General features: G+C 73.0%; 20 protein-coding genes. 13 read left to right on the forward strand and 7 right to left on the reverse strand.

Annotation, left to right across the window (positions count from 1 at the left end; genetic code table 11):
* The first annotated feature begins 45 nt into the window (after window positions 1-45).
* The 3 genes from OG386_RS38385 to OG386_RS38395 all read left to right on the forward strand — a co-directional run bounded on the left by OG386_RS38385 (window position 46) and on the right by OG386_RS38395 (window position 4802).
* Entirely contained in the window at window positions 46-420 is a 375-nt protein-coding gene (locus tag OG386_RS38385) for a hypothetical protein (protein WP_150255694.1), read from the forward strand.
* 195 nt (window positions 421-615) lie between these two features.
* Window positions 616-4194 (forward strand): bifunctional glycosyltransferase/CDP-glycerol:glycerophosphate glycerophosphotransferase, encoded by a 3579-nt coding sequence (locus OG386_RS38390; RefSeq protein WP_328791950.1) that lies wholly within the window; start codon window positions 616-618, stop codon window positions 4192-4194.
* 125 nt (window positions 4195-4319) lie between these two features.
* Window positions 4320-4802, forward strand: coding sequence for a VOC family protein (locus OG386_RS38395; protein ID WP_327387167.1), 483 nt, complete (start codon window positions 4320-4322; stop codon window positions 4800-4802).
* Window positions 4803-4827: 25 nt separating this feature from the next.
* Here the strand turns inward: OG386_RS38395 and OG386_RS38400 are convergent, their stop codons facing one another.
* Complete coding sequence (locus tag OG386_RS38400; protein WP_328791951.1) at window positions 4828-5556, reverse strand: SIR2 family NAD-dependent protein deacylase; 729 nt, start codon at window positions 5554-5556, stop codon at window positions 4828-4830.
* 152 nt (window positions 5557-5708) lie between these two features.
* On the opposite strand from OG386_RS38400, the gene OG386_RS38405 reads away from it, so the two are divergent.
* The 3 genes from OG386_RS38405 to OG386_RS38415 are packed head-to-tail and all read left to right on the forward strand — an operon-like array spanning window position 5709 to window position 7975.
* On the forward strand, window positions 5709-6137 hold the full coding sequence (locus OG386_RS38405) for a hypothetical protein (protein ID WP_328791952.1): 429 nt from the start codon (window positions 5709-5711) through the stop codon (window positions 6135-6137).
* A 42-nt stretch (window positions 6138-6179) separates the two neighbouring features.
* On the forward strand, window positions 6180-7130 hold the full coding sequence (locus tag OG386_RS38410) for an ATP-grasp domain-containing protein (RefSeq protein ID WP_328791953.1): 951 nt from the start codon (window positions 6180-6182) through the stop codon (window positions 7128-7130).
* A complete protein-coding gene (locus tag OG386_RS38415) occupies window positions 7127-7975 on the forward strand; it encodes a GNAT family N-acetyltransferase (protein ID WP_328791954.1) in 849 nt (282 codons plus the stop codon). Before OG386_RS38410 ends, OG386_RS38415 begins: the two co-directional genes overlap by 4 nt.
* Before the next feature lie 94 nt (window positions 7976-8069).
* On the opposite strand, the gene OG386_RS38420 is transcribed toward OG386_RS38415, so the two are convergent.
* Window positions 8070-8513: a subtilase-type protease inhibitor gene (locus tag OG386_RS38420; protein WP_327387172.1), complete on the reverse strand. Its 444-nt coding sequence runs from the start codon at window positions 8511-8513 to the stop codon at window positions 8070-8072.
* 327 nt (window positions 8514-8840) lie between these two features.
* Here OG386_RS38420 and OG386_RS38425 point away from each other — a divergent pair, with 327 nt between their 5' ends.
* Together OG386_RS38425 and OG386_RS38430 are read left to right on the forward strand one after the other, a co-directional pair.
* On the forward strand, window positions 8841-9578 hold the full coding sequence (locus OG386_RS38425) for an ABC transporter ATP-binding protein (RefSeq protein WP_328791955.1): 738 nt from the start codon (window positions 8841-8843) through the stop codon (window positions 9576-9578).
* Entirely contained in the window at window positions 9572-12040 is a 2469-nt protein-coding gene (locus OG386_RS38430; protein WP_328791956.1) for an ABC transporter permease, read from the forward strand. Before OG386_RS38425 ends, OG386_RS38430 begins: the two co-directional genes overlap by 7 nt.
* Before the next feature lie 3 nt (window positions 12041-12043).
* Here OG386_RS38430 and OG386_RS38435 read toward each other — a convergent pair whose 3' ends face one another.
* Both OG386_RS38435 and OG386_RS38440 read right to left on the reverse strand, forming a co-directional pair.
* On the reverse strand, window positions 12044-12505 hold the full coding sequence (locus OG386_RS38435; protein WP_189742646.1) for a Crp/Fnr family transcriptional regulator: 462 nt from the start codon (window positions 12503-12505) through the stop codon (window positions 12044-12046).
* A gap of 136 nt (window positions 12506-12641) precedes the next feature.
* The gene (locus tag OG386_RS38440; protein ID WP_328791957.1) at window positions 12642-13583 is read right to left on the reverse strand and encodes a LysR family transcriptional regulator; all 942 of its coding nucleotides are present in this window, start codon (window positions 13581-13583) and stop codon (window positions 12642-12644) included.
* A 106-nt stretch (window positions 13584-13689) separates the two neighbouring features.
* On the opposite strand from OG386_RS38440, the gene OG386_RS38445 reads away from it, so the two are divergent.
* Window positions 13690-14613, forward strand: coding sequence for an NAD(P)H-binding protein (locus tag OG386_RS38445; protein ID WP_328791958.1), 924 nt, complete (start codon window positions 13690-13692; stop codon window positions 14611-14613).
* Window positions 14603-14968 carry a darcynin family protein gene (locus OG386_RS38450; protein WP_328791959.1) on the forward strand — a complete coding sequence of 122 codons (366 nt, stop codon included), beginning with the start codon at window positions 14603-14605 and terminating at the stop codon, window positions 14966-14968. The genes OG386_RS38445 and OG386_RS38450 overlap by 11 nt, the downstream gene beginning before the upstream one ends.
* A 46-nt stretch (window positions 14969-15014) precedes the next feature.
* On the opposite strand, the gene OG386_RS38455 is transcribed toward OG386_RS38450, so the two are convergent.
* Window positions 15015-15323 (reverse strand): hypothetical protein, encoded by a 309-nt coding sequence (locus OG386_RS38455; RefSeq protein WP_189742644.1) that lies wholly within the window; start codon window positions 15321-15323, stop codon window positions 15015-15017.
* Window positions 15324-15621: 298 nt separating this feature from the next.
* Here OG386_RS38455 and OG386_RS38460 point away from each other — a divergent pair, with 298 nt between their 5' ends.
* Window positions 15622-17550, forward strand: a complete 1929-nt coding sequence (locus OG386_RS38460) for a glycoside hydrolase family 5 protein (RefSeq protein WP_328791960.1) — start codon at window positions 15622-15624, stop codon at window positions 17548-17550.
* Here OG386_RS38460 and OG386_RS38465 read toward each other — a convergent pair.
* The gene (locus OG386_RS38465) at window positions 17474-19006 is read right to left on the reverse strand and encodes an MFS transporter (RefSeq protein WP_328791961.1); all 1533 of its coding nucleotides are present in this window, start codon (window positions 19004-19006) and stop codon (window positions 17474-17476) included. The genes OG386_RS38460 and OG386_RS38465 overlap by 77 nt on opposite strands.
* A gap of 77 nt (window positions 19007-19083) precedes the next feature.
* Between OG386_RS38465 and OG386_RS38470 the strand changes: the two genes are divergently transcribed.
* Window positions 19084-19671: a helix-turn-helix domain-containing protein gene (locus OG386_RS38470; protein WP_328791962.1), complete on the forward strand. Its 588-nt coding sequence runs from the start codon at window positions 19084-19086 to the stop codon at window positions 19669-19671.
* 184 nt (window positions 19672-19855) lie between these two features.
* Window positions 19856-22588, forward strand: coding sequence for a DNRLRE domain-containing protein (locus OG386_RS38475; protein ID WP_328791963.1), 2733 nt, complete (start codon window positions 19856-19858; stop codon window positions 22586-22588).
* Between the two features lie 65 nt (window positions 22589-22653).
* On the opposite strand, the gene OG386_RS38480 is transcribed toward OG386_RS38475, so the two are convergent.
* Window positions 22654-25164 carry an acyl-CoA reductase gene (locus tag OG386_RS38480; RefSeq protein WP_328791964.1) on the reverse strand — a complete coding sequence of 837 codons (2511 nt, stop codon included), beginning with the start codon at window positions 25162-25164 and terminating at the stop codon, window positions 22654-22656.
* Window position 25165: the final 1 nt, after the last annotated feature.

Genomic DNA, 25165 nt, shown 5'->3' on the forward strand with positions numbered 1-25165 from the left:
TCCCTCACGTCCCAGTCACAGAGAAACGAGAAAGAGGACCCTCTCATGGTCAATGTGGAGACCGCACTCAAGGAAGCCACCACCACGATCGAAGGTGCCATCGGTGCCGCGCTCGTCGACTACGGCAGTGGCATGGCCCTCGGTACGATCGGGGGCGGCAAGGACCTCGACCTCGCGGTCGCAGCGGCGGGCAACACGGACGTGGTGCGCGCCAAGGTCCGCACGATGGAGATGCTCGGCCTCAAGGACGAGATCGAGGACATCCTCATCACCCTCGGCAGTCAGTACCACCTGATCCGGCTGATGAAGGCCCGCGGTTCCACGGGCTTCTTCCTCTACCTGGCCCTCGACAAGGGACGGGCCAACCTCGCGATGGCCCGGCATCAACTGAAGAAGATCGAAGCGGACCTGGAGGTCTGACCGGCCCCACCGGGCAGGGTCAGGCCGCCTCCAACCGCATCGCCGAAGTGGCGGACGGCTGAATTCTTTGCCGTCCGCCCTGGCGGTTGGCTTCGTATGCCCCATATGGGTGGAGTTTATGACTCTGTTACAGAGTAGGATGCTGTGAGCAGCTGATCATCGACAAAGCATAAAACGCTGGAGAAACCGCCACCCATGCCGCCGCGCCTGAGCATCGTCGTCCCCGTCTACAACGTCGAGCTCTACCTCGACGAGTGCCTGGAATCCATTGCATCCCAGACCTTCGAAGACTTCGAAGTCATTCTCGTGGACGACGGGTCCACGGACACGAGCGCCGTCATAGCCAAGGCGTTCGCCGCCAAGGACAAGCGCTTCCGCGTCGTGATGCAGGACAACGCAGGCCTCGGTGCGGCCCGCAACGTGGGCGCCCGTCACGCCGACAAGGACAGTGAGTACCTGGCCTTCGTCGACAGTGACGACACGATGCCCGACTACGCCTATCAGCGGCTCATCGAGGCGCTCGACGAGACGGGTTCGGACTTCGCGGGCGGAAACGTCAAGCGCTTCCGCTCCGTCGGCATGCAGCAGTCCTGGGGACACCGGGCCGCCTTCGCCCGCACCCAGCTGAAGACCCACATCTCGAAGTTCCCGGCGCTGGTCACCGACCGCACCGCGTGGAACAAGGTCTACCGGCGCAGCTTCTGGGACCGGCACGGCTTCCAGTACCCGGAGGGCATCCTCTACGAGGACGCCCCGGTCAGCATCCCCGCGCACTACTTCGCCTCCAGCGTCGACATCATCAGCGACTGCGTCTACCACTGGCGCGTCCGCGAGACCGGCGAGCGCTCGATCACCCAGCGCTCCACCGACCCGATCTCCCTCATCGACCGCGTGAAGTCCGTACGCCTGGTCCGCGAGTCCCTCAAGGCCAAGCAGGGCGCCAAGTACGCCCGTTACCTGCGCGACTACGACCACAACGTGCTGAGCGAGGAGCTCCCGCTCATCTACAAGTACGTCGGCGAGGGCGGCCCCGAGTTCCGCGCCGCGTTCGTCAAGGAGGTCGGCGGTCTCGTCCGCGAGATCGGCACCGGCCCCTGGTCCGACCTGACCGTTGCCGACCGGCTCAAGGCGTACCTGGCCGGCGAAGGCCGCGTCGACGACTTCATCGCGCTCCAGCACCACCAGCGCGACTACAGCTACAGCGTGCCGGTCAAGGGCCTCGCCCGCCCGCAGGCGGACTACCCCTTCCTGCAGGGCCGTCCGCCGGTTCCGGCGAAGATCCTCACCCTCGGTCCGCGCGAGCGCCGCGTCGTCAGCCGCCTGGAGCAGGCCGCCTGGGCCGACGGCAAGCTGCTGCTGCGCGGCTACGCCCTGCCCGGCCACCTCGGTGCGGAGAGCCGCCTCGGTTCCCGCAAGATGCTGGTCTTCCGCGAGGGCAACAAGCGCAAGCGCTCCGTCGTGAGCACCCGTACCGTCGCCTCCCCGATGGCCACGGTGAAGGCCCCGCACCTCGCCCTGCGGCACGCCGACTGGGCCGGCTTCACGGCCGTCGTCGACCCCTCGATCTTCCAGTCGGGCGGCAAGTGGAACCAGGGCATATGGACCACGTCCATCGCCGTCACCGGTGCCGGCGGGCTGCACCGCGCCCGCCTGCGCGGCGGGGAGAACGACACCGGCCAGAACCCGCCCCCGCACTGGGTGGCCCCCGACGTCCGGATCGTCCCGACGGTCTCCGGCGCCCTCACCATCCAGGTGGAGGTCGTTCGCGCCCGCGCCCTGGACGTCCGCGCCGCGGGTGACGACGCCGTCGAGATCACCGGCGAACTCTCCGCCGAGGCGGTCGGATCCACCACGCTGCAGGCCGTCCACGTCACCACGGGCACGGTCCTCTCCTTCCCCCTGGAGAGCGCGGCGTCCGGCGCCGAGCGGGCCTCGTTCACCGCCCGCGTACCGCTGGCCGACCTGGCCGCCGTACCGGACGCCGCGTGCGAGCCCGGCGAATGGGCCCCCGAGCCCTGGAGCCTCTCCGTCGTCGGCGCCGACGGCACCGAGCACCGCATGGTGCACGACGAGCGCGGTGGATTCGACGGCCTGGTCCTGCCCCTGCCCGGTGAGGACGGCGGACGCTCCCTCTTCGCCAAGCGCGGGAACACCGGACACCTGACCCTGTCCGTACAGCCCTCGCCGCCGCTGGTCGACGGGGTCGCCGCCGAAGACGGCACCCTCACCCTGCGGGGCCGCTTCGTCGCGCCGACCGACGAGCCGTACGAGTTGGTCCTGCACAACGCGAACGGCGTGGAGTTCAGCTACCCCGTCACCCGCGACGGGGACGCCTTCGAGGCCGTCTTCCGGCCCGTGCTCCCCGAGGCGTACGCCGGCCTGACCACGCTCCCCGAGGGCCGCTGGTGGCCGACGATGCGCCCGGTCGCCCAGGGCGGAACCACCGCCGGACTCCTCGGTGTCGACCGCGGCGCCCCCGTACAGATGGGCCCCGGCCTGCTCTTCGCCGGGCCGCACCCGGTCACCGTGCAGGGCCGCCGGATGCGGGTCGAGACCCGCTTCCACGACCGCATGGTGCTGGTCGCCGACCCGCTGATCAGCCCGCACGACCGCTCCAACTACGCGCAGCGCGTCGCCCGGTTCGAGACCTACCCGGCGCAGCGCGCCCTGCCGGTCAAGGACATCGTCGTCTACGACACCCACCACGGGCAGGGCTGCGGCGATTCGCCGCGCGCCATCCACGAGGAACTGGTGCGCCGCGGCGAGAAGCTGGAGCACGTCTGGCTGGTCCGCGACGGCCAGACCGAGGTCCCGGAGACCGCCCGCGCCGTCCAGTACAAGAGCGTGGAGTCGTGGGAGGTGCTGGCCCGCGCCCGTTACTTCGTGACCAACGACACCGTGCCGGGGCGCTTCGAGCGCCGCGCCGGCCAGGTCGTCGTGCAGACGTGGCACGGTACGCCGATCAAGGAGATCGGTCACGACTTCGTGCACGACTACTACACGAGCCCGGAGATCCTGGAGGGGCTGGAGCACGACAGCGCCCAGTGGACCCTGCTGGCCTCCCCGAGCTCCTACGCCACGCCCCTCCTCAAGCGCGCCCTCGGCTACGACGGCGAGGTCATCGAGGCGGGCGCCCCGCGTGCGGACGCCCTGGTGCGGCCCGACGCGCAGCGGATCGCCGAGGTCCGCCGCCGGCTCGGCCTGCCCGAGGGCAAGAAGGTCGTCCTCTACATGCCCACGTGGCGCGAGAACAACGAGGGCTTCTCGGGCGGCTACAAGCTCGATCTGCGGATCGACCTGGACCAGGCCCGCCGTGAGCTGGGCGAGGACCACGTCCTGCTGATCCGTAGCCACCACCACGTGACGGAGCAGGTCCGCGACGGCGTCCGCGACGGGTTCGTCGTCGACGTGTCCCGCTGGCCCGACGCGACCGACCTGCTGCTGGTCGCCGACGTGCTGATCTCGGACTACTCCTCCGCGATGTTCGACTTCGCGCACACCGACCGGCCGATCCTGCTCTTCACGTACGACCTGGAGCACTACCGCGGCACGCTGCGCGGCTTCAACTTCGACCTGGAGGCGAAGGCCCCGGGACCGCTGCTCGCGGACTCGGCGAGCCTGATCGAGGCCGTGCGCAACGCGGACGCGGTCGGGGCGGAGTACGCCGAAGCGCGGGCGGCGTTCCGCGCCGAGTTCTGCGACCTGGACAACGGAAACGCCACCGAGTGCGTCGTCGAGCGCATGCTCGCGATGGGCGCGGAGCCCGCCAAGTAAGCCGAACGGGCGAATTACCGGCTGAATGCGGACCGGCCCCGGACCCACCGATGAATTTCGGGTCCGGGGCCGGTCTGTATGTGAGGGACGGTGTCCACCGTCCACCCACCGGCCCGGAGGCAGAGATGAGCGGCAAGGGATTCACCACGTGTCTGTGGTTCGACGGCAACGCGGAAGCGGCCGCCGACTACTACCTGTCCGTCTTCAAGGACGGCAAGCTCGGCCGGATCGGCCGGTACACGGAGGCGGGCCCCGGCCAGGCCGACTCCGTGATGGTCGTGGAGTTCGAGATCAACGGCCAGCAGTTCATCGGCCTCAACGGTGGCCCGCAGTTCCCCTTCACCGAGGCGATCTCCTTCCAGATCCGCTGTGCCGACGAGGCGGAGGCGGACTACTACTGGGACGCGCTGACCGGTGACGGTGGCGAGGAGGGCGTCTGCGGCTGGGTCAAGGACAGGTTCGGCGTGTCCTGGCAGGTCATCCCGCCGGGCGCCATCGACCTGATCGCCGACCCGGACCCCGGGCGGGCCGCCCGGGCCACCGCCGCCATGATGCAGATGAAGAAGCTGGACGTGACGGAGATGCGCCGGGCGGCGGACGCGGGCTAGGGCCCGGGCCGGGGGCCAGGCCGGGCTAGGGTGCGGCGAACCTGGCCAGGACGGCCGGCAGGGCGGTGCCGATCGGCTCGCGGACGATCTCTTCGGCCAGCGGGTCGTACGGGGTCTCCTCCGCGTTCACGATGATCAGCCGGGCCCCGGCCTCCGCGGCCATCCCGGCGAGCGATGCTGCGGGCTGCACCTGCAGGGACGACCCGACGGCGATGAAGACCTGGCACCCCTTGGCCACGGCGATCGCCTGCCCCAGCACCTCGGGGTCGAGTCGCTGGCCGAACATCACGGTCGCCGACTTGAGGATCCCGCCGCACACCAGGCAGGCGGGATCCGGCTCCCCGGCGGCCACCCGGGCCAGCGCCTCGTCCATGCCCGACCGGGCGTGGCAGGCCGTGCAGACCACCGACCGGGCGCTGCCGTGCAGCTCGAACACCTTGCGGTCGGGCATCCCGGCGAGCTGGTGCAGCCCGTCCACGTTCTGGGTGATCACCCGCACCGGGGTGCCACCGCGCTCCAGCTCCGCCACGGCCAGGTGCGCGGCGTTCGGCCGTGCTCCGAGCGCGCCGATCTCGGCGCGCATCAGCCAGGAGCGGCGCCGGATCTCCGGATCGGCCATGTAGTACGCGTAGGTCACGAGCTTTTCGGCGTCGGGATCCTGCCGCCACAGGCCCTGGGGCCCCCGGTAGTCCGGAATTCCGGAGTCGGTCGACATTCCGGCCCCGCTGAACACTGCGACAAGTGGCTTCCCCATGCACCGACCCTACGTACGGGCAAGGGCAGCCCGCGAGCCCATTTCCGCGCACCCGCCGGAGGGTCGTTTCTGCGGTGAATCCCGCCCCCCACAGGAGTGAGATCCGGGCCCCGCCCTCCCGATCTGCCGGCCCGGCGGGTACAAGACCGGACATGATGCTCAAGCCGTACCGCCTCGGTGCCCTGCTGCTGACCCTGCTCGCGCTCCCGGTCATGCCGTCCGTTCCCGCCCTCGCCGCGCCCGCCGCCGTCGCGGGGAGGGGACACACCGCTGCCCAGATCAGCGAGTTCCTCATCGGCTTCTACGGTGACCACGGTCCTTCCGAGCAGGACCGGGAGAACCAGGTCTCGCAGATCCTCAAGGAGAGACAGCAGGTCAATGAAGAGATCGACGTCCTGCTCTGCTCCCAGGAGGAGCCGCAGGACATCAGCGTCGGCCCGGTCACCGTCGCCAAGACGGCCTCGGTGGGTTGGGCCACCGTGACCACCCACTGGGCCTCCGGCACCACCGACACCTTCACCGCGTACGTACGTCTGGACTCCAACCCCATCCGGCTCGACGACGTGATCTGCGCGGGCTGAAAGCCGTACGGTGATCGGCGGGGACGTCCATAGGGTGGGTGCATGTCTACGACGACCACGACCACCACCGTCCTCTACTGCCGCGACCCGTTGAACGAGCGCCGGGCCGACGCCCACTTCGCCGCGCAGGCCCGGCAGTTGCGCGACGCCGGGGGCACCGCCCTGCTCATCGACCACGACGCGCTGCTGGCCGGGGACGCCGAACGGGCCGTCGCGCGCGTGCCGGAGGGGGCCGGAGCCGTCTGGTACCGCGGCTGGATGATCCCTTCGGGCCACTACGCCGCACTGGACGCGGCCCTGCGCCGGCGCGGTGGCGAGCTGGTCGTCACCCCGGAGGCGTACCGCAGGGCGCACGAACTCCCCGGCTGGTACGAGACCTTCGCGGGCCTGACCCCGGTCAGCGGCTGGTTGCCGGCGGCTGCGGGGGCGGTCCCGGACCCGGAGGGCCTCGCGGCCCTGGTGGCGGGCCTGCCGCCGGGAGCCGCCATCGTCAAGGACTACGTGAAGTCCCGCAAGCACGAGTGGGACGAGGCCTGTTACGTGCCCGACCTCGCCGACCGGGCCGCGCTGAACCGCGTCGTCGCCCGCCTCGTCGAACTGCAGGGCGAGTTCCTGGCGGGCGGGGTGGTGGTGCGGGCCTTCGAGCGCTTCGTCACACCGGAGGCGACGGCCGCGGAGGTACGGGTGTGGTGGCGGGACGGGGTACCGCGGCTGGTCACCGCCCACCCCGACAGTCCGGTCGACGCGGTTCCGGAACCGGCCCTCGAGTCGGCCCTCGAACCGGTCCGGGCGGCAGTCGAGGCGCTGGGCTGCCCCTTCGTGACCACCGACCTCGCGCTGCGCGCGGACGGGGTCTGGCGCGTCGTCGAAGTGGGGGACGGGCAGGTCAGCGACCTCCACCCGGAGGCCGATCAGGCCGCGTTCGTCCGCCTTCTGACGGATCATCAAGCACCCCTGCGCGCACCGGCCCCATCTGGTACAACACCGGCATGACGGGATTCGAGATCGCCGGTGCGAGCGCCGCCGACATGAGGCTGATCCGTGACTGGGCCGACGAGGAGGGCTGGAACCCGGGGGACTCGGACCGGTTCGCCTTCGCGGTCGCCGACCCGGAGGGGTTCCTGATCGGGCGGCTGGACGGCGAGCCGGTGGCCTGCATCTCCGCCGTGCGGTACGGCGGAGGCTTCGGCTTCATCGGCTTCTACATCGCCCGGCCGGCCGTCCGCGGCCAGGGGTACGGCATCCGGCTGTGGCGCGCCGGGATGGAACGGCTCGACGGCCGGCTCGTGGGCCTGGACGGGGTCGTCGATCAGCAGGCCAACTACCGGAAATCGGGATTCCGCCCGGCCTGGAACAACTTCCGCTACGAAGGCACCCCACAGGGGGACGACGACGGCGCGGTCGAGGTCGAGGTCGTGGACGCGGGCACCCTTCCCTTCGGTCGGCTCGCCGCCTACGACCGACGGTTCTTCCCCGCGCCGCGGGACGCCTTCCTGTCCGCCTGGACCGGGCTGCCCGGCCGCACCGCCCTGGCCGCCGTCCGGGACGGCCGCATCGAGGGCCTCGGCGTGATCCGCCCCTCCAGCGCCGCCCATCGGATCGGCCCGCTCTACGCGGCCACTCCGGCGGTGGCTGCGTCCCTGCTGCGGGAGTTGGCCCGCCGCGCCCCCGACGGCCTGGTGTCCGTGGACGTACCGGACGCCAACCCGGTGGCCGCCGCGCTCTTCGAACGCCTCGGCCTCGCCCCGGCCTTCGAGACCGCCCGGATGTACACGGGGCCGGCGCCGGACCTCGCCCTGACGGAGCTCTTCGGGGTGACCAGTCTCGAACTGGGATGAGGATCCGGCCCTGTTGGCGGCAGTGGCGGGGCCCCGGTGAGCCGGGCCGGACGGCGGTCGCACGGCGCCGCCCGGCCCACCGCTCCACGAGGGGTCAGAAGCCGAACAGTGCGCCGGAGGTGTTCCGTAGACCGCACGGATTGGCGAAGGTGTACGTGTAGCTGAGCCGACGACCCTGCCACACGCCGACGGCCGTCACCGTCATCGGGTTCCACTCCCTGGTACAGACGGCGCCGGCGGCCGGTGCGGCCAGCGGGTCGAGCTGTGAGCCGTTCGCGCGTAACTCGGCGCACGCCGCGGCCGGGTTCGGGTGCGTCCCGCCGGGCGCCGGCGAGCAGACGAGGGTCACCGCGCGCAGGACCGTGCCCTTCTTGGCATCGGGCCCGGCCGTCACGCTGAGCACCAGCGCGGACGGCGCGTACAGGCTCTCCGTACCGGTCGGTGCGGCTCCGGCCGTACCCGGCCAGGCCAGCGCGGTGAGCGCGGTGAGCGCCATGGCGGCGGAACCGAGCCCGAGACCCCTTGCGATGGACCGCATTTCGAACACTCCCTTGGGTTGGTGTTTCGGATAGCGGACGCAGTCTTGCCGACCCGAGCCGTGAACGCCCGTTCGGACCCCCATTTCTCGTCACCGATCGTGTACGAATGATTGCAGACAGCAGCCGTGCGAGCGGGCTGACCTGTGCGGGAGCGGGCCGCCGAATCGGCCGAACACCGACCGGGACACCCCCGCGAAACCTGTCGCACCACGCCCGTGATCTGCCCGGAGGGGGTCTGGACCCCCTCCGGGGGTAGGGCCGGCCCCACCCCGGGGACACGCCCTGGGCCCGCTGTGCCGCGCCGCCCGCGACGGTTGGCTGGAGCCATGGAATACGACGCGATCCAACTCAAGGACGTCACGCGGGTCTTCGGCGCCGGAGACCGGGCGGTCACCGCCCTCGACCGGGTCTCCCTCGACGTCCCCCGGGGCACCTTCACCGCCGTCATGGGCCCCTCCGGCTCCGGCAAGTCCACCCTGCTGCAATGCGCGGCAGGACTCGACCGGCCCACGTCCGGCGGTGTGAGCGTGGGCGGCACCGAACTCGGCGGGCTCGGCGAGACCCGACTGACCCTGCTGCGTCGCGACCGCATCGGCTTCGTCTTCCAGGCCTTCAACCTGCTGCCCGCCCTGACGGCCGAACAGAACGTCGCGCTGCCGCTGCGGTTGGCCGGCCGCCGCCCCGCCAGGGCCGAGGTCCGCGAGGCCCTCGCCCGGGTGGGCCTCGGCGACCGGGCCCGGCACCGGCCCGCGCAGCTGTCCGGCGGGCAGCAGCAGCGCGTGGCCCTGGCCCGCGCCCTGATCACCCGCCCCGAGGTGCTCTTCGGCGACGAACCCACCGGCGCCCTGGACTCGCAGACCGGCCGCGGGGTGCTCACCCTGCTCCGGGCCATGGTCGACACCGAACGCCAGACCGTCGTCATGGTCACCCACGACCCCGTGGCCGCTTCCTACGCGGACCGCGTGGTCTTCCTCGCCGACGGCCGGGTGAACGGTGAACTCCGGGGCGCACGCGCCCAGGACATCGCCGCCCGCATGACCGCGCTCGAGGGAGCGCCGTGCTGACCATCGCCCTGCGCACCGCGCTGGGCCGCTGGGTCACCTTCCTCGGAAGCTTCGTGGCCCTGGCCCTCGGCGTCGGCCTCATCGCCACCATGGGCCTCGGGCTCGCCGCCACCCTGGACGCCCCGCAGCGCCTCCCGGAGCGGTTCGCCCAGGCCCCCGTCGTCGTCAAGGGCGACGACGTGCTGCGCGTCCCCGTCCCGGGCGGGGAGCGCACCGGAAAGCTCGCCCACCCCCGGCCCGTCACCCCCGAACTCGCCCGGCGGCTGGCCGCCCTCGGCCCGACCACCGAGGACCGGTCCTTCCCCGTCCGTGCCGAGGGCGGGCCGGAGCGCCTGGTCGGCCATCCCTGGTCGGTCGCCGCCTTCGCCCCGTACACCCTCGACGCGGGCCGCTCCCCGCGCACCGACGACGAGGTCGTCACCACCGGCTGGGCCCGGCCCGGGGCCCGGATCGGCACCGACCACGGCCCCGTGACCGTGGTCGGCACCGTCGCCGACCGCGGCTTCGAGGACGCCGTCTTCTGGACCGACGCCCGCGCTGCCCGGCTCTCGCCCGCCGTCGACCACCTCGTCGTCGCTGCCGACCCGACCGCCGTACGGGACGCCGTACGCGATGCCGTCCGGGCGCTCCCGGGCCGGGACACCGGCGTACGGGTCCTGACCGGCCCGGACCGCCGCCACGCCGACCCCGACCCCGAGCGCGAGGCCCTGGTCGCCGTGAACGCCGCACTCGGCACCGCGGGCGGCATCACCGGCTTCGTCTCGGTGTTCGTCGTCGCCTCCACCTTCGCCTTCGCGGTCGCCCAACGCCGCAAGGAGTTCGCCCTGCTGCGCACGGCCGGCGCCACCCCGGGCCAGATCCGGCGCACGGTGGTCGCCGAGGCGCTGTTGCTCGGCGTGGTGGCATCCGCCGCGGGCTGCCTGCTCGGGGCGTACGGGGCGCCCGTGTTCGTCTCGTACCTGGTGGACGAGGGCTTCGCACCCCGCTGGTTCGCCGTCGGCGACGCCACCTGGCCCTTCCACGCGGCCTTTTGGACCGGCCTGCTCGTCGCCCTTGCGGGAGTCGTCGCAGCCTCCTGGCGGGCGGGCCGGGTCGCCCCCTCCGAGGCGCTGCGCGAAGCCGCCCACGAGACGCGGACCATGACCCCGGGCCGCTGGATCCTCGGCGCCGCACTGCTGCTGGCGGGCCTCGCCACCCTCGCCCACTCCCTGCTCACCGATCCGTCGGACCTGCTCCACCGCAAGACGTACACCAGCCGCCCGATGCTGTTCATCGTCGCCTTCGCGCTGCTGTCGCCGGTGCTGGTGCGGCCGTTGGTCCGGCTGCTCGCCTGGCTCCCCGCACGGCTGCCGGGCGCCGGCGGGATGCTGATCCGGGAGAACGCGGCGGCCGGCACCCGCCGTACGGCGGCCGTCGCCGCCCCCGTCCTGGTCACCGTGGCCCTCGCCGGATCCCTGCTGGGCACCACCGCCACGCTGAACGAGGCCAAGGCCGCCGAGATCCGGCAGCGGACCGCCGCCGACCACGTCGTCACGGCCGGCCCGGGAGGGTTCGATCCGGCCGCGGTCGAGCGGATCCGGGCCGTACCCGGAACGGAGATCTCCGCCACCGCCGCGACCGCCGTCCACGTGTTGGAGGAGGGCACGGCGCTGATCCGCTCCGACGCCCGCGCCGCGGACCCCGAGGCCCTCGCCCGGACCGCCCGACTGCCCCTCGCGGCCGGAGCGGTCACCGACCTCGACGACGACTCCGTCATCGTCACCGCGGAATGGGAGCGGCACACCGTCGGATCCACCGTCGAGGTGTGGCTCGGCGACGGCACCCGCAAGGTCCTACGGATCGCCGCCGTGATGAGCATCGGCACCGGCGGCAACGGGGCCTACGTCACCCCCGCCAACGCCCCCGGCGCAAAGGTGGACCGGATCGACGTACGCCTCGCCCCCGGCGCGGACCGCGCGACCGTCGGCGCCGCACTGACCGAGGCCGCACGGCAGGCCGGGGGCCGCGTCCTCACCAAGGACCGGTGGATGTCCGAGAACCGTCCCGGAACCCGCCGCACCACCCGGACGGGCTTCCTGCTGGTGCTCGGCATCGCCCTGCTCTACACGGGGATCGCGCTCGCGGGCACCCTGGTCACGGCCACCTCCGACCGGGCCCGCGACCTCGCGGTGCTGCGCCTGGCCGGAGCCACCCGGTGGCAGGTCCTGCGGTCGGTCGCGGGGGAGTCCCTGCTGGTCGTCCTCGTCGGCACGGTCACCGGAACCATGGTCGCCGCCCTGAACCTGGCCGGCGTCCGGGCGGCGCTGGGCCTCCTGGACGTCAGGAGCGCCCTGGTGATCCCGTGGGGCGCCCTCGGAGCGACGTCCGGCGCGTGCGCGGCCGTGGCGGTGGTCTCCGCGGTCGTCCCCGCCGCGCTGTGCCTGCGGCGCAGGGCGGTCGAGACGGCGGGCGTGCGCGACTAGGGGTCACGCGGTGCTGCTGAGGCGGGGTGCGTACAGCTCCAGCAGGCGGGTGCGGGTCTGCTGGAGGCGCATCGCGAGGACGCGCCCGACCCAGTGCCCGATCGCGGAGCCGAAGGTGGGATCGGCGTCCATCAGCATCCGCACGGTCGCGGCGTCGAACTCGTACGCCCGTACCGGTGTCATCGCCTCCGCGCCGAGCTGCCACACGTACGGCGGGAACAGCCAGGACCAGCCCACCAGCTCACCGGGGCCGAGGCTCTCCACGGGCGCGGGCCGGCGGCCGGCGACGGGGATCTCCAAGGTCACGGTGCCGGAACGCACGATCCAGAAGGAATCCGCCCGGGTGCCCTCGTCGAAGATGCGCGCGCTCTCCGGGAAATTGACTTCGCGGGCCTGGGACATCAGCCGTCCACGGTGCTCGGTGGACAGGACGGCGGCGATCCGGATGGGGGAAGGTGTGCTCACGACGGCCTCCGATCACGACCCCCCACGACGCTCCTGCTCTCCCAGTGTCGCCGACACCCGCCATATCGCGGCCGGACCGGACGCGGTTTCTTCCGCGGCCGGTCCGGGAACGCGGCACCACCGGCCTTGTGCGCCCTCAGGAGGTGGGGCGCAGGACGTGGCGTACGGCCCCGCGCAACCACTGGTGGGCTCCGTCAGCGCTGTGACGCGGGTGCCAGGCCATGCCGATCGTCAGGGGCGGCAGCGGCAGCGGGACGTCCAGCAGGCGCAGCCCCATCGCGCGTGCCGCGTCGCCGAGTGGTGAAGGGGGCTCGCCGGGCAGCGCGGTCGGCACCAGGCAGACCACGTCGCCGACCGCAGCCAGGGCCATCGCCGCCAGATGCCCGGGCAGGACGGCGCTGACCTGCCGGCTGAGTCCTCGCTCGGCCAGGGCCGCGTCCAGCGGACCGGTGAAGCGGCCCCGGCGGCTGACCGCCACGTGCTCGGCCGCGGCCAGCCGAGCGGGGGTCAGGGTCCCTTCGGCGAGCGGGTGCCCGGCTCTGACGCCGGCCGCCATGCGCAGCGTGACCAGCTCTTCGACCCGGGTCTCCGGGTCGACGTGGTCGATGGCCCCGATCTCCAGGTCGACCCGGCCTTCGCGCAGCGCGGGGCCCGCCTCCCACTCCTCGGCCAGCACCCGCAGCGAGACCCCCGGCGCCCGACGCCGGGCCAGCCCGAGCAGGCCCGGCGCCAGCGCCGCGCCGACCAGGTCCGAGGCCTGGACGGTGAACGTGCGCCGCAGGGCGGCGGGGTCGATCCCGCCGCTCGGGGTGAGCAGTGCCTCCAGCCGGCGCACCACCGCGGCGGCCTCGTCGCGCAGCGCCTCGGCGCGGGGCGTCGGCACCATCGCCTGGCCCGCCCGTACGAGCAGCGGATCCTGGAGCACCCGGCGCAGCCGGGCCAACGTGCGGCTCATCGCCGCGGGCGAGGTGCGCAGCCGTGCGGCGGCGCGGGTGACGCTCTGCTCGGTCAGGAGGGCGTCGAGGGCGATGGCGAGATTGGCGTCGAGGCTGGGAACTGCGCTGCTCACCGGCATCATTCCATTTCTGGCAAGGATTGGATGCTGAAGTTCCCATTGTGGCAATGCGGTGGGCGTTCGCACGATGAGGGGGCCCTACCGATTCGCTACGGACTCCGAGGTTTTCATGATCGTCATTACCGCCCCCACCGGAAACATCGGCCGGCGGCTGCTGTCGCTGCTGGTCGAAGCCGCGCCCGCGCACGGAGAGGAGTTGCGCGTCGTCGTCCGCGATCCCGCCCGGCTCCCCGAAGCCGTACGCGGACGGGTCCAGGTGGTCACCGGCTCGCACGGCGACGCCGCGACCGTCGAGCGCGCCTTCGCCGGGGCCGACGCCGTCTTCTGGCTGGTTCCGCCGGACGCCTCGCTCACGCCCGAGGAGGCGTACAGCGGTTTCACCCGCCCGGCCGCGCGGGCGTTCGCCGCCCACGGCGTCGGCCGTGTCGTCGGCGTCTCGGCGCTCGGCCGCGGCACCCCCCAGGCCGGCCGGGCCGGCCTGGTCACCGCCTCCCTGGCCGTGGACGACCTGATCGCCGATTCCGGGGTCGCCTACCGCGCCCTGGCCAATCCGTCCTTCTTCGAGAACCTGTTGGAGGAGGCCGATTCGATCCGCGAGAACGGGGTCTTCACCGACACCGCCGCCGCGGACCGGCCGGCCCCGATGGTGGCCGTCGCCGACATCGCCGCGACGGCGGCCGGGCTGCTGCTGGACCGTTCCTGGACCGGCGTAGACAGTGTGCCGGTGCTCGGCCCGCAGGACCTGTCGCCCAACGACCTGGCCCGCATCATGAGCGCAGAACTGGGCCGTCCGGTCCGCTACCAGCGCGAGTCGCTCGACGAGATGCGGTCCGCCCTGCTCGCCCACGGTCTCAACGCGGCGTTCGTCGAGGGCATGGTCGACATGAAGCGCGCCAAGGACCAGGGCCTGGACTCGGGCGTCGCCCGCTCACCGCAGGCGGGCCCGGGCCCGGCCACCGGCTTCGCCCAGTGGTGCGCGCAGACCCTCAAGCCCGCCGTCCTCGCCACATCGGAGGCAGTCGATGCCCACTGACCGAACCGAGTCGCAAGTCACCGCGTTCATGCTGGTCAAGACCACGCCCGAGTGGCTGGCGCTGACGGTGGCCGAACGCGTCCACGCCTTCACCGCCCAGGTCGTTCCGGTGATCGAGGCCCGCACCCGCGGCGTCCGTTCCCGCTTCTACGACACGGAGTTCTACTCGGCGCGGGTCACCGACGTCTGGGTCTGGGAAGCGGACGACCACGACGCCTACCAGCTGCTGATCGACGCGCTGCGCGAAACCCCCTTCTGGGACCGGTACTTCGAGGTGGTGGACCTGCTCGTAGGCACCGAGAACGGCTACGCCCGCACCTACGGCCTGGAGCCGGTGGCCACCCTCGCCACCTGACGCGACCCCGACCGCCCGGTGCCGCCGCCCTGCGGGGGCACCGGGCTTAGGGGGTGTCCTCGGCGTTGGCCTCCAGGCAGGCCAGCTCCATCGCGTCGAGGACGGCCTCGTGGCTGCGCCCGCTCAGCTCGGCGACGTTCTCGATCTGGGCCGTCGCCCAGGCCGCCAGGGTCATCACCAGCACCCGGAGCCCGTCGGTGCCGTGCTCGGCCAGGACCGCGTCGGCGACGACCATGGCCTCCTCGGGGACCTGCTCGGGCGGTTCGAGGCCCGCCAGGCCGCGCAGCAGGGTGAGGGTGCGGCGGGAGATCTCCGGCGTCATTCCCGCCAGCCGCATGTCTTCGTCGTCGTCCATCCGCCCCGCCCTCCGGTGCCGTGCCACATCACCTCAGGGCACGGTAGAGCGGTGCGGCCCCGCGCGGGGCCGTTTCGGCAGGGTGACGGTACGTGATCGGGAGTCCACCGGCTGATTCCGGTGGGTGCCGTCGGGTGCCGCCCGGGGTCCGCCGGGGCCCGGGCGGGTCATTCGTGGCCCATTCGTGGGCCATTCGCGCCGGAAAGCGTCCCGCGTTCGCCTTCCGCCGGAAGCGACCCGCCGGTAACCTGCCCGCGGCAGCCGCCCGCCGGGACGGCCGAATTCCGGCAGGAGCGAGATGAAGAACCTCTTACGCGCGGTCCTGTGCGCCCTCCTGCTCGTGGTCGGCGCTCTGGCGGCGCCGTCCGCGCCGCCCGCCCACGCCGCCGCGCGGCCCGAGGCCGCCACGGGCGCCGCCGAGGCCTGGACCCCTCCGCTGTCCACCCGGGGCCGGTACGTCGTCGACGCGCAGGGCAACCGCTTCCGCCTGCGCTCCGGGAACTGGGACGGAGCCCAGGGATCCTGGAACGGCTCGGGCGACCGCAACGACCCCGCCACGCACCACAGCGGGCAGAACGCCCACGGCATCCCGATCGGCCTGGACCGCGTCCCCCTGCCCACCCTGCTCGCCGACTTCCGGGCCGTGGGGCTCAACAGCATCCGGCTGCCCTTCTCCAACGAGATGCTGCGCGACACCACTCCCGTACCGGACTCCGCCGTCGCCGCCAATCCGGCCCTGCGCGGCCGCACGCCCCTCCAGGTCTACGACGCCGTGGTCGCCGCCCTCACCGACGCCGGCTTCGCCGTCATCCTCAACAACCACACCGTCACCACCCGTTGGTGCTGCGGCCTCGACGGCAACGAACGCTGGAACAGCGGCCGCTCCACCGCCCAGTGGGCCGACGACTGGGTCTTCCTCGCCCGTCGCTACCGCGACAACCCGCGCGTGGTCGGCGCCGATCTCTACAACGAGGTCCGCCGCGACTTCTTCGACGACCCCAACTGGGGCCTCGGCGACAACCACGACTGGCACGCGGCCGCCCAGGAGGCCGCCGACCGCATCCTCACCGAGGCCAACCCGAACCTGCTGATCGTCGTCGAGGGCATCAACTGGTTCGGCCTGCCCGTGGACGGCTTCCCGCACGGCCGCCCCACCCTCACCCCCGTACGCACCCTGTCCCACACCCTGGTCACCTCGAACAAGCTGGTCTACTCGGCCCACTTCTACGGGTACACCGGCCCCCGGCACAGCGGCGCGACCGGCATGGGCGAGACCCATGACCCCCGCTACCAGGACATGACCGCGGCGGAGCTCGAGCAGACCCTCTACGACCAGGCCTTCTTCGTGTCCGCGGAGACCGGCACGCACTTCACCGCCCCCGTCTGGATCAGCGAGTTCGGGATCGGGGCCGACGAGGGCGGCGCCGCCCCGCGCGCCTGGTTCGACCGCCTCACCGGATACCTGACGCGCTCCGACGCCGACTTCGCGTACTGGCCCCTCGTCGGCTGGAGCACCACCGCCCAGGGCACCCCCGGCGGCGACACCTGGGCGCTCCTGCGCTACGACGCGACCGGCCGCCGCTCCGGCGTCCTGGACCCGGGGGACTGGCGCACCACCCGCTGGTCCCCGCTCGCGACCACCCCCGGCCGCACCGGACCGGTCCCCGCCACCACCGCCTGGTACCAGCTGACCACCGACCACCGCGACCACAACGCCTCGCTGCGCACTCGGGCCGCCGGGGACTGGGACAGCGGGGCCCGCAAGGCGGTCTGCCCCGACGGCGCCCGCCTCACCGGGCTCTCCCACACCGGTGGCCGCGGCCTGTGCACCAGTTCCGACCTGCGCGCCCCGACGGGCGGGCACACCGTGGTCCGCGACGAGAGGTACGTCCCGGCGGGCGGTGACTGGGCCACCGGATACACCAAGTTCCAGTGCCCGCAGGGCCAGTTCCTGATCGGCTACAGCCTGCGCGGCGAGCGGGTCTCGGCGGCGTTGTGCGCCCCGGCCCGTACGGCGCTCCCCGCCGGCGGCCGGACGGTGTGGTTCGACCGGGGCGACAACCGCCCGGCGGGCGGCCCCGGCGGCGAGTTCGCCTACGGGAACTACAAGGGCCAGTGCTCGCCCACCGAGTACGCGGCGGGCATCGCCTTCACCACCCGCGCCGCCACCCGCCCCTCCCCGGCCGCGCTGCTGTGCCGTCCCCTGCCGGGTCCGGACGCCCGCTGACGCGGCCCGCCGCGGCGACGGCGGCGAGCGCGACCAGGATCAGGACCGCAGCGACCAGGAAGGTGAACCGCATTCCGGTGGCCACGGCTCCGGCGGGCGCCGAGGCGATGTCGGCCGTTGCCGACGCGCGGGCGAACACGGCTCCCATGAGGGACGCACCGGTGACCAGGCCGAGATTGCGGGAGAGACCCAGCATGCCGGAGACGACGCCCCGCCGCTCCGGGGCGACGTCCGCCATGACGGCGGTGTTGTTGGCCGTCTGGAACACCGCGTAGCCGGCGGTCAGGATCGCGAGCGGGGCGAGGTACCCGAGGACACCGAGCGACGCCGGCGCCACGGACAGGGCGACGGCACCGGCCGTCATCGCCATGAGCCCGAGCAGGGTCGTGCGCTGCGCGCCGAACCGGTCCGCGAGGCGCCCGGCGGGCATCCCGGTCACCGCGGCGACCAGCGGACCGACCGACAGGACGAGTCCGACCGGGGCCTCGCCGAGCCCGAGCGTCCGGGCGAGGTAGAACGGCCCGACGACCAGCGTCGCCATCATCACCGTCGATACGAGCGCGCTCGACGCGAGGCCGGCGCCGATCACCGGAGCGCGCAGGAGCGAGCGTTGGACCAAGGGGGAGGCCGCCTTCGCCTCGACGCGCACGAAGAGGACGACCCCGCAGGCGGCGGCCAGCAGAAGGGCGGTGCCGAGCGTGCCGGAAAGGCCGCCGCCGAGGGTCATCGCGAGGGCGTAGGCGGCGAGCGTCAGGGCGAGCAGGAGCGTCCCCAGATGGTCGAAGCGGGGCCGGTCGCCCCCGCGTTCCTCCCGGTCGACGGGCAGATGGCGGTGGGTGAGGAGGAACGCCGCGATGCCGAGCGGCACGTTGACGAGGAAGAGCGCGCGCCAGCCGGACCCGGCGAGCAGGGCCCCGCCCAGCGACGGACCGAGGGCGGTGCCCACCGCGGACATCGTGGCGAGCAACCTCATGGCGCTGCCCGTCCGCTCCTTCGGGACCGTCTCACCCACGAACGCCAGGGTGAGGGCCGTCATCACGGCGGCTCCCAGGCCCTGGGCCGCCCGGGCGGCGACCAGCAGCCAGAGCGCGGGCGCGGCGGCGCACAGCACCGAGGCCGCGGTGAAGAGGGAGATTCCCGCCAGGAGCAGCCGCCGCCGGCCGACGAGGTCGCCGAGGCGCCCGACGCCCACGACCAGGGTGGTGACGGCGAGGAGATAGGCCAGGACGACCCACTGGACCTCCTGGAACGACGCGGAGAACACCTGCGTCAGGGTCGGCAGGCCGACGTGGGCGATGCCGGAGCCGAGCGAGGACAGCAGCACGGACAGGGAGAGACCGGCGAGCGCCCACCGGACCGCGGGCGGGTGCGCGCCGGCATCCGCGTCGTCGTCGGCGCCGCCGGTGGTGGTGCGGTGCTGTCGGGGGCCGGTCGTGGAATCAGTGCGTGGGCTCATGCCGGGAGGGTGCGGGCGCCGGGTGGTGGACGGCAAACCTTGTTGCCGTTTCCGGGACGGCCGGGTGCAATGGCCGGATGGACGAGACCCCATCCCCCCACCAGGCGGTCCTCGACGAGGTCGCTCCCCGGCTCAGACGGCTGCGCGCCCGGCGCGGTCTCACCCTGGCCGCGCTCTCCGAGACGACCGGCATCTCGAAGAGCACCCTGTCCCGGCTGGAGTCGGGGCAGCGCCGCCCCAGCCTGGAACTGCTGCTGCCGCTCGCGGCCGCGTACCAAGTGCCCCTGGACGACCTGGTGGGCGCTCCCGAAGTGGGGGATCCCCGGGTACGGCTGACCCCCCGCACCCTCCCGAACGGCGGTACGGCCGTCCCGTTGACCCGGGGCCCGGGACCCCTCCAGGCCTACAAGATGCTCATCCCCGACCGGGGCGGCGAGCCGGATCCGCGGACGCACGAGGGCTACGAGTGGCTGTACGTGCTGGAGGGTCGGCTGCGTCTCGTCCTCGCCGAGCACGACCTGGTCCTCGGCCCCGGCGAGGCCGCCGAGTTCGACACCCGGCTGCCCCACTGGTTCACCAGCGCGGACGGGCGGCCGGTGGAGATCCTCAGCCTCTTCGGGCGGCAGGGCGAGCGCATGCACGTCAGGGCGAAGCCCCGCGCGTGACGATAGGGGCCGGTGTGCGGGCCGGCGCTCTTTCGCATCCGATACGTCAAGTGGGATGAATCGAGCCGCGAATCGCTCTAGGGTGCGCCCTTAGGCACGGCTGTGGACTGCTGTTCGGTGGTTTTCGGCCATGGCCTGTTCGGCCGCACCCTACGGCCGTACCGCACACCGAACTGGGGGATTCATGCGTAGATCCCGAGGGGCGGCGGCCGCGCTCGCCCTGTCCCTGGCCGGCACCGCCCTGGGGGCGGGCCTCGGCCTCGTCCCGCAGGCGGCGGCAGTCACCCCGCCCGTCGCGTTCACCGCCGACCCGCTGGCCACCTGGCAGCCCGACGGCGTCGTCTGGGCCCTCGCCGAGGCGGCCGGCCAGGTCTTCGTCGGTGGCACCTTCTCCACCGTGCGCCCGCCCGACGGAGGCTCCGGAAACGAGCGGTCGGCCGTGAACTTCGTCGCGCTCGACGCCGCGACCGGCGTTCCGACCTCCTGCGAGCTGTCCTTCACCGTCGCCTCGGGCAGCGCCACGGTCCGTGCGCTCGCCCTTTCGCCGGACAAGGCGACCCTGTACGTCGGCGGCTACTTCGGTGCCGTCAACGGCACACCCGTCTCCAGCCTCGCCGCCGTCGACGTGGCGAGCTGCACGGTGAAACAAGGCTTCCGGCCGGCGTTCGCGGCCACCGTACGCGCCCTCGCCGTCACCGGCGACACCGTCTACGCGGGCGGCGACTTCCTCACCGTCGCCGGCCAGCCGCGCCAGCGCTTCGCCGCCGTCGGCGCGGCCGACGGCGCGCTGAAGCCCTTCACCGCCGACGCCGACGAGCCCGGCCGCGCCGTCGAGGTCACCCCGGACGGCAACGACGTGATCCTCGGCGGCGACTTCTTCACCGTCAACGGCACGAACACCCACGCGCTGGCCGTCGTCGACGCGACGAGCGGCGCGCTCACCAGGTCGTACGCCGGATTCATCGAGACCAACTCCGTGGTCAAGGACATCGCGACCGACGCCACCGGCTTCTACACCGCCAACGAGGGCACGGGCGGCGGCGTCTTCGACGGCCGGATCGCCCTCAACCTCAGCGACTTCGGCCAGCGCTGGCGCGACACGTGCCTCGGTGCCACCCAAGCCGTCCTGCCGTACCAGAGCGTGCTCTACAGCGCCTCGCACGCGCACGACTGCTCCAGCGTCGGCGAGTTCCCCGACGGCCAGCGCCACCACCTGCTCGCCCAGCCCACCTCCGGGACGGGCAAGCTCGGCTGGGCCCCCGACACCAACGACGGCATCGGCGAGGGCATCGGGCCGCGCGTGATGACCGTCGGCTCCAAGGGCGGCGTCCAGTACCTGTGGGTCGGCGGGGAGTTCACCACCGTCAACGGCGCGGCACAGCAGAGCCTGACCCGGTTCGCCTCCACCGGGGACACCGGCGCACCCACCGTGCCCGTGGCGAGCGCGGTCAGCTTCCGGCCCGGTGAGGTCCAGGTGCGCTGGCGCACCAGCCTCGACCTCGACGACAGCGCGCTGACCTACCGGATCTACCGCAACGGGGCCGCCACCCCCCTCGCCACGGTGACCGCCGACTCGCTGTTCTTCAAGCGGCCGCAGGCCTCCTGGACCGACACCACCGCGGCGGCGGGCCAGTCGTACACCTACCGGGTGACGGCCACCGACGCGGCCGGCAACACCAGCGCCCCGTCCGCGACGGCGAGCGTGACCGTCCCGACCTCGGTCGAGGGCTACCCGAACCAGGTCCGCACCGACGGGGCCCAGCAGTACTGGCGCTACGACGAATCGGCCCTCCCCTTCGTCGCCGACTCCTCGGCCGCCGGGAACCGCAGCGGTACGCACCTGAACGCCCCCGCCCTGCGACAGACGCCCGGCGCGGTCTCCGGCGCGAGCACCGCGATCGGCTTCAACGGCACGGACACCCAGGTGTACGGGGACGCGCGGCAGACCGTGGGCAGCACCTACACCCTCGAGACCTGGTTCAGGACCGACACCACCCGGGGCGGCAAGCTCATCGGCTTCGGGAACAACCAGACGCGCGGCAGCAGTCAGTACGACAAGCACGTCTACATGACCAACAACGGCCGGCTGGTCTACGGCGTCTACACCGGTGCCACCCGCACCATCACCACCTCCGCCGCCTACAACGACAACCAGTGGCACCACGTCGTCGCCACCCAGGGCCCCGGCGGGATGACCCTCTACGTCGACGGCGTCCAGAGGGGCACCCTCGCCGTCACCACCCACGAGAACTTCTCGGGCTACTGGCACGCCGGCGGAGACAGCCTCGGCGGCTGGCCCGACCGTCCCACGAGCGACTACTGGGCGGGCCGGCTCGACGAGACCGCCGTCTACCCCACGGTGCTCAGCGCGGCGCAGGTGCAGAACCACTACGCCCTCGCCACCGCCCCGGCCGACTCGGTGGTCCAGGTGGCCACCGCGGAGGACACCTACGCCAACGCGGGGGCGCCGGCCACCAACTACGGCACCTCGGGATCGCTCGCGGTGCGCGGCAGCTCCTTCTACGCGAGCTACCTGCGCTTCGACCTGCCCGCCGCGCCCGCCGGCACGGTGCTGAAGTCGGCCGTGCTCAGCGTGAAGACGAGCACCCAGAGCGGCGCCGGCACCACGGACACCGTCTCGGTCCTCCCGGTCACCGGTTCGTGGAGCGAAGCCGGCACCACGTACAACAACCGTCCCGCGCTGGGTGGTCCGGCACTCGGCACCTTCACCGGCATCCCGGACGGTTCGGCGGTGCACACCACCGGGCTGACCACCGCGAGCGTCGCGGCGGCGCTCGGCGGCAGCTACGGCCTGGCGCTCAGCAGCACCGGTACGGACGCCCTGTGGCTGTGGTCCGCCGAGGCGCAGGCGAACGAAGGGACGCCGCAGCTCACGCTCACCTTCGGCGCACCGTGACCTGACCGCCCCGTGAACGAGGGGGCGCGGGACAGCCTTCGAGCCGTCCCGCGCCCCCTCTCGCATCAGCCGCGCGCGTCCACGACGGCGAGGAGCTTGCCGCTGGTCGGGCTGCGGTCCAGCAACGTGCCGTCCACCGCCTCGACCACCACGTCCAGCAGCCGCTCCGTCACCGCCGAGCGCAGCTCCGGATAACCGGCCAGGAACACCTCCCGCAGCCGCTCCGGATCCGTTGCCGCGGCCCGCTCCACCCGTACGGTCAGCACCTCGCGCGCGTCGGCGGAGTCGAGCCGGACCTGCAGCTCGCCCCGGTGACCGCCGTGTTCCTCCGCCAGGTCCAGGAAGCGCCGGTAGTTGAGGAAGTACGTCGCCACCCGCATCACGTCGCCGGTGCGCCCCCGCAGCTCGAAGCGCGGCGCGTGCCGTCCGCACGGACAGCGGCCCGGGACCTCCCGGCCGAGGTCGCCGATCACGTACCGGCCCAGGTGCTGGCCGCGCCGGGCGTGCGTGGTGAAGACCAGTCGGCCCGTCTCGCCCGGGACCACCGGGCGGTCCTCGGCCAGGTCCAGGACCTCCATCGTGTGGAGGTCGGCGTGCAGGTGGTGGACGCCGCCGGAGCTCTCGGTGCACTGGTAGCCCAGCGGGCCGAGGTCGGTGCTGCCGTAGGTGATCGAGCGGACGACCTCGATGCCGAAGGTGTCCTTCAGGGTGCGCTGCTGCTCCTCGGTGAAGTGCTCGCCGCCGTAGAACACCTTGCGCAGGCCGCCGTACGCGCGCAGCGCCTCCTCCTCGGCGTGCAGCAGCTGCCACAGGTAGGAGGGCATGCCGAAGAGGGTGTCGGCCCCGTGGTCGATCAGCGCCTGCGCCGTGGCCCGGTGGTCGGGGCCCGCCGACAGCGGCAACTGCACGCCGCCGAGCCGTTCCAGGACGGAGAAGAAGCTGATGAAGCTGCCGTACATGGCACCGCAGTAGAACAGGTTGGCGGTCCGGTCCGAGGCCGGGTCGTAGCCGGCGGCCAGCAGCCCGCGGGCGGCGGCGTGCATCTGCGTGTCGTAGTCGTCGTAGCTGAAGACCGACAGCGCGGGCGCGCCCGTACTGCCGCCGCTGCGGAAGTACAGCTCGGCATCGGCGCGCGTCAGCCGGCGGGCCGGCTCCTGCACGTCCTCCTTGCCCAGCAGCGGTCCCGCAGGACGCGGCAGCACCACGGGCCGGACCAGGTCGTCCAGGCAGGCGGTGGTGGCGAAGCGGGCCGGCTCGGCCTGGACCGCGACGCGGCGGCTGTAGCGCTGCAGGGCGTAGACCCCGTCGTGCGGCTCGCCCGCGTAGCTCTCCAGCATGGCGCCGACCGGCGTGATCCGGGTGACGCCCGCGGCCAGGGCGGTGCGGGAGAGCTCGGCGATGTCCGCCGGGCTGCCCGCGATGCCCGCCGTCTGCAGATAGCGGCGCATCGGCCGCAGGGTGGCGATCAGCCGCTTGCGGGGCAGCGGCTTGACCCACACGCTGCGGTGCAGCGGCGAGGCGGTCAGCGGGGACCGGGTGTCGGCCATGACCCGCCACGAGCCGTCGGGAGCGGCGAGCACCCGGGTCAGCCCCAGGTGCTCCTCCAGCCGGGCCATCAGCTCGGTGGTGGTCAGCTCGGCCGCCTCCGCCGGGTCCGTGCCGACCGCAGGAGAGCCTGCCGAGGCCGGCGGCCGCGCGGCGAGGACCGCGGCGAACCGCTCGGCGAAACCGAAGACCTCGTCCTCGTCCTCGGTGTCGAGGTAGACCACCTGCGGGCTGGAGCACGCCTCCTGCTCGAGCAGGCAGACGTCGTCCGCCAGGGCGTCGAGCGTGCGGGCCTCCGACCAGGCGTCGGCCGTCAGGTACGCGAAGGAGATCCGGTGCCCCCACTCCACCAGCCGGCAGCCGGCCGGCACATGGGCCGCGACCCCTTCGACGGCCGCTTCCCCGCCCCAGACGGCGACGGCGTCCGCGGGCGCGCACATCAGGCGCAGCCACTCCTGGCGGGAGGAAGGGAAGCGCAGCACGACGATCCGCGCGGCCAGCGCTCCGCTCGGGTCCAGGGCGGCGAGCTCCGCCATCAGCTGCTGGGTCAGGAGGGTGTCGTCGCTGCTGGTCTTGAGCACGTTGACGTTCCCGGCGAGCAGGCCCTCGACGATGCTCAGCGGCGCCACCGTCGTGGCGTTGCCCGGCGCGACGTGGGCGACCAGGCCGACGGGCGCCCACGCCTCGTAGACCGTCTCGCGCGGATCGGCGCGGTTCAGCCGGCCGGGCGTCGCGCTGCCGAGCTCCCGGCGCAGCTTGCGGGTCAGCTCCCGCCGGCCGAGGAGGCCGCCCAGCTCGGCCAGGACGGCCGGGTCCTCGCCCTCGGGCAGGTGCGCGGCGAGCCGGGCCCGTACGGGATGTCCGGGGTCCGACAGCGCGGTGGCGAGGGCGTCGCACGCGGCCAGGACGGTCTCGGTCTCCAGGCCCTCCGCGAGCGCGGACTCGACGGCGGCCGGCAGCTCGGTGAGCCGGCGCCCGGCCTCCTCGTCGCCGATGAACTCGCCCTGCCAGTAGTGCTGGTGCACGCTCACG

This window comes from Streptomyces sp. NBC_00273 (genome assembly GCF_036178145.1).
In the GTDB taxonomy this organism is placed as follows: Bacteria; Actinomycetota; Actinomycetes; order Streptomycetales; family Streptomycetaceae; genus Streptomyces.